A 9,983-nucleotide genomic window follows, 5' to 3' on the forward strand; every position below is an offset into this window, starting at 1 on the left:
GTGGCAACGGCATCTCCGACGAGTTCGGCGTGGCCCGTCACCTGGTCAACCTCGAAGTGGTCAACACCTACGAAGGCACGCACGACATCCACGCCCTGATCCTGGGCCGTGCGATCACCGGCTCGGCGGCCTTCTGACCTGGAGCCACCCATGCTGACCTCTGTCACCCCCGGGGCCTTGGAAGGCCTGCGTGTCCTTGACCTCTCGCGCGTGCTGGCAGGGCCCTGGGCAGGCCAGTTGCTCGCCGACCTGGGGGCCGACGTCGTCAAGATCGAGCGCCCTGAGCAGGGCGACGACACGCGCCACTGGGGGCCGCCCTGGCTGAAGGGGCACGACGGGGCCGACACCCGCGATGCCGCCTACTTCATGTGCGCCAACCGCAACAAGCGCTCGGTGCTGGCCGACCTGTCCAGCGCCGAGGGGCAGCAACTCATCCGTGACCTGGCCGCGCAGGCTGACGTGCTGCTGGAGAACTTCAAGGTGGGGGGCCTGGCCCAGTATGGGCTGGACTACGAAAGCCTGAAGGCGGTCAACCCGCGCCTGATCTACTGCTCCATCAGCGGCTTTGGCCAGACAGGGCCGTATGCCAAGCGGCCGGGCTACGACTTCCTGATCCAGGGCATGGGGGGCTTGATGAGCGTCACCGGGCGCCCGGATGCCGAGGCGGGCGGCGGGCCGATGAAGGTCGGTGTGGCGCTCACCGATGTGATGACGGGGATGTACGCCACGGTGGGCATCCTGGCGGCCCTGGCGCACCGCGAGCGCTCGGGGTGCGGGCAGCATGTGGACCTGGCCTTGCTGGATGTGCAGGTGGCCTCGCTGGCCAACCAGACCACCAACTACCTGATCGGCGGCGTGGTGCCGCAGCGCATGGGCAATGCCCACCCCAACATCGTGCCTTATCAGGACTTTCCGACCCACGATGGCCACATGATCATCGCCGTGGGCAATGACACGCAGTTTGCGCGCCTGTGCCAGACCCTGGGCCATCCCGAATGGGCCGAGGACAGCCGGTTTGCGAGCAATGCCGCGCGCGTGGCCCACCGCCAGCCTTTGGTCGCGTTGCTCAGCGAGGCCACCCGGGCACGCACCACCCAGGACTGGATTGCGCAGATGGAAGCCGCGGGCGTGCCGTGCGGGCCGGTCAACACCGTGGACGAGGTGTTCGCCGATCCGCAAGTGGTGGCGCGCGGCCTGGCCGTGAGCCTGCCGCACCCGGTGGCGTCCGAGGTAACGACGGTTGCCAACCCGATCCGCCTGTCGGCCACCCCGGTGAGCTATCGGAGCGCTCCGCCGCTGCTGGGCCAGCACACCGAGGAAGTGCTGGCGCAATGGCTGGGCCGCTGACGGGTGTCCGCGATGCCGAATGCGTCGGCACAGGCAAACCCGCATATAACAAACCGCGTGAAAAGCCCGCTCGATTATTCATTCGGCAGACCCGCGCGCGCGTAGGACACTGCGGCGCAGTCGACGTGGCGCGGGGGACGCGTGCACGGCTCGGCGCTCTGAAAGGGTTGGTTTGAACACGCGCACGCTTTCCATCGTCTTGGGTGGCCTGGCCATGGTGGGGCCCTTCGCCACCGACACCTACCTGCCGGCCTTCCCAGACATGGCCGCGCACTACGCGGTGAGCGAGCTGGCCATGCAGCAAACGCTGAGCGTGTACCTGTTCGGCTACGCGTTCATGATGCTGTTCTACGGCACCTTGTCCGACTCCTTCGGGCGCCGCCCCATCATCTTGAGCGCCTTGTCGGTGTTCGGCCTGTCCTCGCTGGGCGCGGCCGTAGCGCCGAGCTTCGAGGTGCTGCTGGTGTGCCGCGTGCTGCAAGGCTTGAGCGGCGGCGCCGGCATGGTGGTGGGGCAGGCGGTGGTGCGCGACCTCTTTCATGGCGCGACCGCCCAGCGCATGCTGTCCAACATCATGATGGTGTTCGGCATTGCGCCAGCCATTGCCCCGGTGATCGGGGGCTACCTGAATGTGTACGTGGGCTGGCAGTCCAACTTCGTGTTCCTGGCCGGCATCGGGGCCTTGCTGCTGGTCATGACCCTGGTGGGCTTGCCCGAGAGCCTCCAGCGCGAGGAGCGCCACCCCTTCGAACTCCAGCCCATTGTGCGCAACTATCTGCACGCCATGACCCACCGTCGCTACATGTGGGGTGTGCTGGCCATTGCCTTCGCTTTCAGCGGACTGGCGCTGTATGTGTCGTCGGCCGCCAATTTCGTGATCGTGGTGTTGAAGCTGCACGAAACCGCCTTTGCCTGGCTGTTCGTGCCGATGATCGGTGGCATGGTGGTGGGCTCGGGCGTGGGTGGACGCCTGGCCCACCAGCTGCCGATGACCACCACCGTGCGCCTGGGCCTGACCATCATGACGCTGGCCGCGTGTGGCAACCTGGCGTACAGCGCGCTGTTCGCCGCCAGCATCCCGTGGGCGGTCATTCCCATCTTTGCGCTCACCTTCGGCATGGCCCTGGCGATGCCGGGCATGTCGGTGATGACGCAAGGGCTGCTGCCGCAGTTCCGCGGCCTGGCCGCCTCGCTGCAGAACTTTGTGCAGATGCTGGTGTTCGCCATCATCTCGGGCTCGGTGGCCCCGGCGCTGTTCGGCAGTGACCTGCTGTTGGCGGTGGGCGTGATGGTGGGGGTGATCCTGTCGATCGGGTGCTGGATGGTCTTCCAGAGCTACCCGGCCGAGGCGCCCGAGCCTGCCGTGGGCACGGCTCAGGCGCCTTCGAAGGCCTGAGTCGCCAAGGTGCCTTGCTGGGCGGCCACGATGGTGGCGGCCACCTCGCCAAACAGCCGGCACACGTTGTCGCGGGTGCTTTCCTTGTGGCGTTGGGCCATCCACACCAGGCCCACCTGTACCGCGATCGGTGGCATGCGGACCTGCAAGGGGGCCAGCAAACCCTGCCCGGCAAAGTGGCGGGCCACCTCGCGGGTGACGATGGCGATGGCATCGGTGCGCCGCAGGACCCCGATGTTGGTCAGGGTGGAAAACGATTCGACATGCCGACGTGGGATGACCATGCCTTTGCGTGCCAGGAATGCGTCCAGCTCGGGGCGTGTGTAGGCCGTGGGCGGTGGCAGCAGCAAGGGGTAGCGGCCGATCTGCTCCCAGCGATGCTGGCGGTGCAGGAAGAGGGGGTGCCCTCGGCGCGCCACACAGCACAGCCGGTCTTCGTACAGAAACTGCTGGCCGAACGCGTGGTTCAGGCTCTGTTTGGGCAGGTTGCCGATCAGGAAGTCGATGTCACCGGCGCGCAGCTTGGGCAGCAGCGAGGCCATGTTGTCCTCCTGCACCTCAATGGAGACGGACACCGACTGAGCCGCCAAGCGCTGGATGAAGCCCGGCAGCAGGGTGGGCGCGGCAATGGGCAAGACGCCCAGGGACAAGCGGGCGACCCGACCGGCTCGGACGTCCTGCAGGTCTTGGTGGGCGTGCTGGAGGTCCCCCAGGATCAAGCGGGCATGGTGGATCAGCGTCGCACCTGGTGGTGTCGGCGCCATCCCGTTGAGGGTGCGTGTGAACAAGGTCACACCCAGCTCGGCCTCCAGGGCGATGAGCACCTTGGAAATCGCGGGCTGGCTCACGTGCAGCAGGTCGGCCACCTTGCTCACGCTGCGTGTCTCGTCCAGCGCCACCAGCATCTGCAGGCGCCGGAAGTCCAGTTTGGAAGCCAGGATCGGGTTCATGGAAGCAGAGGGCTTGCCCCAGCCTGGGGCAAGCCTCCATCGCAGGGCAGACTCAGGGGGTGAACTTGAAGATGGGCTTGAAGCCACCGGGGGCGAGCACGGTGTTCACGTCCAGCTTCTGGATGTCGTCCTGGTTGTAAACGCGGCCGATGGTGTACACATTGCGGTGCTCCACCTTGTTCTCCAGCAGGCGCACGGCCGAGTCCACCATCATGCGGCCGGCCAGGACGATCTGGCCGCTGCCTGAGGCCTCGATGGCCTTGCTTTTGACGCCCTGGTACACGCCGGGGCTCATGTACACCGATACCAGCTTGACCTTGTTTTGCAGGTTGCGCGCACGCAGGATGGGCACGGCTGCTTCGACCATCAGCGCGTTGCCGACGAGGTAGTCCACGTCCTTGTGGGTTTGCAGCAGGTCCTCGACCAGGCGGGCCTGGATTTCCTTGCCCACGTCACCGTACTTGGTCTCGACCACCTGCACCGAGCTGTCCTTGATCGCGTTGTGGAAGCCCGAGTTGAAGGCCTCGACAAAGCCCGCACCGGCCGGGCCACCTTCACCGGCTTGCCGCCCTTCGGGAACTTCTTGGCGAAGTACTGGCCGGTGCGCAAGGCCAGCTCACGCGGGCTGTCCAGCACGCGCACGCCCGTGTCCTTGGAGTTGACGCCGTTGTAAGCGTCCACTACCGGGATGTTCTTTTTCTTGAGTTCGGTCAGCAGGTTGTTCATGCCGTCGGCGGCAATGCCGACCATGATCACCGCCTTGGCGCCACTGGCCACGCAGTTCTCGATCTGGGTGATCTGGTTCTTCAGCTCGGTGTAGCCGCCTGCGTCCAGGAACTGGGCACTCACGCCCAGGCGCTTGGCCTCTTCCACCATGCCGTAGTTGGCGGCCAGGAAGAAGGGGTCTTTCATGTGTGGGAAGGACACGCACAGCGGCCAGGCCTTGGCCGCCTTGCTCAGCGGAACATAGCCCACCTGGCTGGCGTCGCCGTCGACGGCCACCGTCACCGGCAGGGGATACCAATTGGTCGCGTTGGCCGCCCCACTCCAGCACACCACCCCGCACGCCACCGCCGTGGCCAGCTTCATCAAATGCCTCATGTGTCGTTTCCTGTAAGTTGCCTGCAGCAGGCGTTTCTCAGAGTCGTGGAACACGCGCACCGCGCTCCATGTTTCTCGATGCGCAGCGGCATCGTCTCTTTCGACACAGGGTCTGACCAATGACTCTTGTGGCGTCTGAAATTTTCGGGGTGGTTATACCGGGCTCATGAAAACCCGCGGCCTCGCGCTCAGGATTCCTGTGCCTGCAACTCCCGCCACATCACCTTGCCCGCCGCCGACTTGGGCAGGGATTCGGCAAAGCTGACGATGCGGGGGCTCTTGTAGGCGGCCATGTGGTCGTGGGCCCATTCCACGATTTCCTGCTCGGTGACTTGGCCGCGGAAGGCCGGCTTGAGCACGACGACGGCCTTCACGGTTTCTCCACGCCGTTCGTCCTTGGCCGCGATCACGCACACCTCCTGGATGGCCGGGTGGTGGTACATCAGCGCTTCCACTTCAGCCGGCCACACCTTGAAGCCCGACGCATTGATCATGCGCTTGAGGCGGTCGACCATGTAGAAGTAGCCGTGCTCGTCGGTGCGGGCCAGGTCGCCCGTGCGCAGGAAGCGCTTGCCATCGATCGTGACGAAGGCCGCCTCGGTGGCCGCCGGGTTCTTCCAGTAGCCCTGCATGACCTGCGGGCCGTGCACGATGATCTCGCCCACTTCGCCCGGGGGCAGTTCGGCAAAGGTGAGCGGGTCCACCACGCGCGCGTCCACATCGAAGATGGGGATGCCCAGGCACTGCTTCATCGGCCGCTCCAGCGGGTTGATGTGCGTGGGGGCGATGGTCTCCGACATGCCGTAGCCTTCGAGGTAGTCCAGGTTGCAGACTTCCTTGAGCTTGGTGGCAATCGCCTCGGGCATGGCCGCACCACCGCCGCTCAGGCGCTTGATGCTGGAGAGGTCGTATTCGGCCAGGCGCGGGTTGGACAGCAGGTCCACCACCATGGTCACGATCATCTGTGTGCCCGTCACCTTGTAGCGCTGGATCAGCTGTGCGGCCGCATCGCGGTCCCAGCGGGGCAGCAGCAAGATGGTGGCGCCCACGAACAGCGTGCCGTTCATGCCGTTTTGCATGCCTGTCACGTGGAACAGCGGCAGCACCGCCAGCGAAACCCCGTCCAGCGGCGTGCCGATCCACTGCGTGCCGGCCACGGTGTTGTACATCACGCTGCGGTGCGTGTGCATGCAGCCCTTGGGGTGACCCGTGGTGCCCGAGGTGTAGGGCATCACGGCCAGGTCGTCCGGGCCGGTGCTCAGCGGGCCGGGGCGGTGGTTCGCGGCCATCGCATCGGTCCACAGCACCACGCCCGGCTCGCCGATGGCCAGGCGCGGCTCGCTCACGAAGGCCGGCACGCGCAGGTCGGTCTCGGCGGGCAGGTAGTCACTGTACGCGGCCACGATGGCGTGACGCAGACCGGGTGCCTCGGGCTGGCTCGTGGCATGAGCCCGTCCTTCGGCCAGCAGCGGCTGCACCTGCTTGTACAGGTCCTGCGGCGCGATGATGACGCGGGCGTCGGCGTCGCTCACATAGTGGCGCAGCTCCTCGGTCATGTTCATCGGGTTGACCGGCACCACCACGGCGTCGGCGCGCAAGATGGCGTAGTAGGCGATGACGAACTGCGGGCTGTTCTGCATGTAGAGCAGCACGCGGTCGCCGCGGGCCACGCCGCAGTCCTGCTGCAGGAAGCCGGCCAGACGCTGGATCTGGTCGTCGAACTCACGGTAGGTCGTGATGCCGTCGTAGAAGATCAGCGCGGCCTTGTCCGGGTAGCGCGCTGCCGAGAACTCGACGTTGCGGTACAGGTTGGTGGCAGGGACGGTCAGGTGGCGCGGCAGGTTGCTGGGCCAATGGGCGAAGTGACGGTCAGACATGGTGCGTCGCTCTCCTCAAGCCTTCTTCTGGTAACGGGCCAGCTCCATCTTGCCGATCTGGTTGCGGTGGACTTCGTCCGGGCCGTCGGCAAAGCGCAGGGTGCGGGCGTTGGCATAGGCTGCGGCCAGGGGGAAGTCGTCAGACACGCCACCGCCGCCATGCACCTGCATGGCCCAGTCGATCACCTGGCAGGCCATGGTGGGCGCGGCCACCTTGATCATGGCGATTTCCTTCTTGGCGACCTTGTTGCCCACGGTGTCCATCATGTAGGCCGCGTTGAGCACCAGGAAGCGGGCCTGGTCGATCAGGATGCGGGCGTTGGCGATGCGCTCGCGTGTCACGCCCTGGTCGGCGATGGGACGGTGGAAGGCGACGCGGCTCAGCGCACGCTTGCACATCAATTCCAGCGCGCGCTCGGCCAGGCCGATCAGGCGCATGCAGTGGTGGATGCGGCCCGGGCCCAGGCGACCCTGGGCGATCTCGAAACCACGGCCCTCGCCCAGCAGCACATTGCTCACCGGCACGCGCACGTTGTCAAAGCTGACTTCGCCGTGGCCGTGCGGGGCGTGGTCGTAGCCGAACACCGGCAGGGCGCGCTCCATCTTCACGCCGGGGGTCTTCATCGGCACCAGGATCATGGACTGGCGCTTGTGGGCGTCGGGGTGGTCGGGCGCGGTCTTGCCCATGAAGATCAGGACCTCGCAGCGTGGGTCAGGTGCCCCCGAGGTCCACCACTTGCGGCCGTTGATCACGTAGTCGTCGCCGTCACGCACGATGCTGGCTTCGATGTTGGTGGCGTCCGACGAGGCCACGCCGGGCTCGGTCATCGCGAAGGCCGAGCGGATCTTGCCGTCCAGCAAGGGCAGCAGCCATTCCTGTTGCTGGGCCTCGGTGGCGTAGCGCACCAGGGTTTCCATGTTGCCGGTGTCGGGGGCCGAGCAGTTGAAGGCCTCGGGGGCAATGTGGGAGCGGCCCATGATTTCGCACAGGGGCGCGTATTCCAGGTTGGTCAGGCCCGCGCCGTACTTCGACTCGGGCAGGAACAGATTCCACAGATCAGCGGCACGGGCCTTGGCCTTGAGCTCCTCCATGATCTTGGTGGTCTGCCAGGGGTTGCCGGCCGCGCGGTTGGCTTCCACCTCATCGTGGTACACGCTTTCGGCCGGGTAGATGTGCTCGTCCATGAAGGCCGTCAGGCGCTTTTGCAGGTCGATGACTTTGGGGGAATAGGAAAAGTCCATCAGGGGGCTCCGGTATGAGGTGGGGGAGTGAGGGGCGCTGGCTTGGTGTTCAAGCCAGCTTCATCTGTTCGACCATGCGCCAGGCCTGCTCGGCCAGGGGCTTGGCGCGCTTGCCGGTGGCAATCGCCTCGGCGCTGGACGCGTTGCCTTGCAGGGCGCGCTTCATCACGCCTTGCAAGATGCCGGTGAGGCGGAAGAGGTTGAAGACCATGTAGTACGACCAGTCGCGCTCGGGGATGCCGTCGCGGCCGGTGCGCTCGCAGTAGCGCTTCACATAGTCCGACTCGGCCGGGATCATCATCTGAGCCATCTGCTCAGGCGTCAGGTCGCCCAGGCCGCGGCCGGTCGAGCCGTCCATGCGCCAGGTCATGCAGTGGTAGGCGAAGTCCACCAGGGGGTGACCCAGGGTGGACAGCTCCCAGTCCAGCACGGCCAGGATGCGCGGCTCGGTCGGGTGGAAGATGACGTTGTCGAAGCGGTAGTCGCCATGCACGATGGCGGTTTCGTCGCCGGCCGGTAGGTGCGCAGGCAGCCACTCGATCAGGTTTTCGACCGCTTCGATGCGTTCGGTCTCGGCCGCGCGGTACTGCTTGGTCCAGCGGGCCACCTGGCGGGCCAGGTACTCGCCGGGCTTGCCGTAGTCGCCCAGGCCCACGGCCTGGTAGTCCACGCGGTGCAGCGCCGCGATCACGCGGTTGAGCTCGTCGTACAGGGCCGGGCGGTCCTGTGCTGCCACGTCGGGCAGCTTGGGGTCCCAGAAGATGCGACCCTGCACATAGTCCATCAGGTAGAAGTCGGTGCCGATGACCTCGGGGTCCTGGCACAGGGCGTGGGCCTTGGCCACCGGCACGTCGGTGCCGGCCAGCGCGCTGATGACCTTGAACTCGCGGTCCACGGCGTGGGCCGAGGGCAGCAGCACCCCGGGCGGCTTGCGGCGCAGCACATACTGCTGCGAGCCCGCCTGCACCAGGAAAGTCGGGTTGGACTGCCCGCCCTTGAACTGCGCCACCTGCAGCGCGCCGCTGAAGTCGGCGACATGGGCGCGGATGTAGGCAGCCAGCTTGCCTTCGTCAAAAGCATGCTGGGGCGAGACAGGGCGGGTGCCCGAAAAGGCGCTGTCGGTGTGGGCGCTCATCGCGTGATCCCGTCCTCAGATGATGCTGGCGCCGCCATCGACCACGATGGCCTGGCCCGTGATGTGGCGCGAGGCGTTGGAGGCCAGGAAGGCCACCGTGCCCTTGAGGTCCTCGTCACCCCCCAGACGGCGCAGCGGTGTGCGCGCGACCAGGGCGTCGCCCAGCTTGTCGATCAGGCCATTGGCCAGCTTGGTGGGGAAGAAGCCGGGGCAGATCGCGTTGACGCGGATGCCGTAGTGGCCCCATTCCGATGCCAGCGTCTTGGCGAAGTGGATGGCCGCGGCCTTGGAGGTGTTGTAGGCGATGGTGTTCATGCCCGGGGGCGTGCCCTTGAGACCGGCCACCGAAGCCGTGACGATGATGTTGCCGCGGCCCTGAGGGATCATGCAGCGGCGGCCCACCTCGCGCGAGAGGAAGAAGGGCGCATCGACGTTGAGGCCCATGACCTTGTGCCAGGCCTCGTCCGGGTACTCCTCGGCCTTGGCGCCCCAGGTGGCGCCGGCGTTGTTCACCAGGATGTCGATGGTGCCGTAGTGGCTCACGACCTGGTCCACCATGGCCGGGATCTGCTCGATCTTTTGCAGGTCGTTGACGACGGTCAGCACCTCGTAGCCCAGGCTTTCGAGGTGGGCCTTGGCTTCGGCCAGTTCGTCGGCCTTGCGGGCGGTGATCGCCAGCTTGGCGCCCAGCTCGCCCAGGGCCTCGGCCATCTGCAGGCCCAGGCCGCGCGAGCCGCCGGTGATGAGGGCCACCTGGCCCGTCAGGTCAAACAATGCTTTCACGCTCATGGGACGGTCCTCAGCAGACTTCGAACAGACCGGCGGCACCCTGGCCACCGCCAATGCACATGGTCACCACCACATACTTCACGCCGCGGCGCTTGCCTTCAATCAGGGCATGTCCGGTCAGGCGCGAGCCCGAGACCCCATAGGGG

General features: G+C 66.4%; 8 protein-coding genes and 3 pseudogenes. 3 read left to right on the forward strand and 8 right to left on the reverse strand.

The window, feature by feature from the left end; translation table 11 throughout:
• The 3 genes and pseudogenes from RBT42_RS16225 to RBT42_RS16235 form a co-directional block, all read left to right on the forward strand.
• A pseudogene (locus RBT42_RS16225) lies at window positions 1-137 on the forward strand (acyl-CoA dehydrogenase); the annotation flags it as partial.
• A 13-nt stretch (window positions 138-150) separates the two neighbouring features.
• Window positions 151-1,347: a CaiB/BaiF CoA-transferase family protein gene (locus RBT42_RS16230; RefSeq protein ID WP_320367026.1), complete on the forward strand. Its 1,197-nt coding sequence runs from the start codon at window positions 151-153 to the stop codon at window positions 1,345-1,347.
• Between the two features lie 172 nt (window positions 1,348-1,519).
• The gene (locus tag RBT42_RS16235) at window positions 1,520-2,743 is read left to right on the forward strand and encodes a multidrug effflux MFS transporter (protein WP_320367028.1); all 1,224 of its coding nucleotides are present in this window, start codon (window positions 1,520-1,522) and stop codon (window positions 2,741-2,743) included.
• Here RBT42_RS16235 and RBT42_RS16240 read toward each other — a convergent pair.
• From RBT42_RS16240 to RBT42_RS16275, 8 genes and pseudogenes are all read right to left on the reverse strand, one after another.
• Window positions 2,722-3,693, reverse strand: a complete 972-nt coding sequence (locus RBT42_RS16240; RefSeq protein WP_320367030.1) for a LysR family transcriptional regulator — start codon at window positions 3,691-3,693, stop codon at window positions 2,722-2,724. The two genes, RBT42_RS16235 and RBT42_RS16240, sit on opposite strands and share 22 nt — an antisense overlap.
• 52 nt (window positions 3,694-3,745) lie before the next feature.
• Window positions 3,746-4,189, reverse strand: a complete 444-nt coding sequence (locus tag RBT42_RS16245) for a hypothetical protein (RefSeq protein ID WP_413785913.1) — start codon at window positions 4,187-4,189, stop codon at window positions 3,746-3,748.
• Between the two features lie 77 nt (window positions 4,190-4,266).
• Window positions 4,267-4,794 (reverse strand): annotated as a pseudogene (locus tag RBT42_RS16250) (substrate-binding domain-containing protein); the annotation flags it as partial.
• Between the two features lie 188 nt (window positions 4,795-4,982).
• Window positions 4,983-6,671: a long-chain fatty acid--CoA ligase gene (locus RBT42_RS16255; protein WP_320367035.1), complete on the reverse strand. Its 1,689-nt coding sequence runs from the start codon at window positions 6,669-6,671 to the stop codon at window positions 4,983-4,985.
• A 15-nt stretch (window positions 6,672-6,686) separates the two neighbouring features.
• Complete coding sequence (locus tag RBT42_RS16260) at window positions 6,687-7,913, reverse strand: acyl-CoA dehydrogenase family protein (RefSeq protein ID WP_320367036.1); 1,227 nt, start codon at window positions 7,911-7,913, stop codon at window positions 6,687-6,689.
• A 49-nt stretch (window positions 7,914-7,962) separates the two neighbouring features.
• Window positions 7,963-9,048: a phosphotransferase gene (locus RBT42_RS16265; protein ID WP_320367039.1), complete on the reverse strand. Its 1,086-nt coding sequence runs from the start codon at window positions 9,046-9,048 to the stop codon at window positions 7,963-7,965.
• Window positions 9,049-9,063: 15 nt separating this feature from the next.
• Window positions 9,064-9,837, reverse strand: a complete 774-nt coding sequence (locus tag RBT42_RS16270) for an SDR family oxidoreductase (protein ID WP_320367041.1) — start codon at window positions 9,835-9,837, stop codon at window positions 9,064-9,066.
• A gap of 10 nt (window positions 9,838-9,847) precedes the next feature.
• Window positions 9,848-9,983, reverse strand: a pseudogene (locus RBT42_RS16275) (acetyl-CoA C-acyltransferase); the annotation flags it as partial.

Source organism: Aquabacterium sp. (genome assembly GCF_034003525.1).
Classification (GTDB): Bacteria; Pseudomonadota; Gammaproteobacteria; order Burkholderiales; family Burkholderiaceae_C; genus Aquabacterium.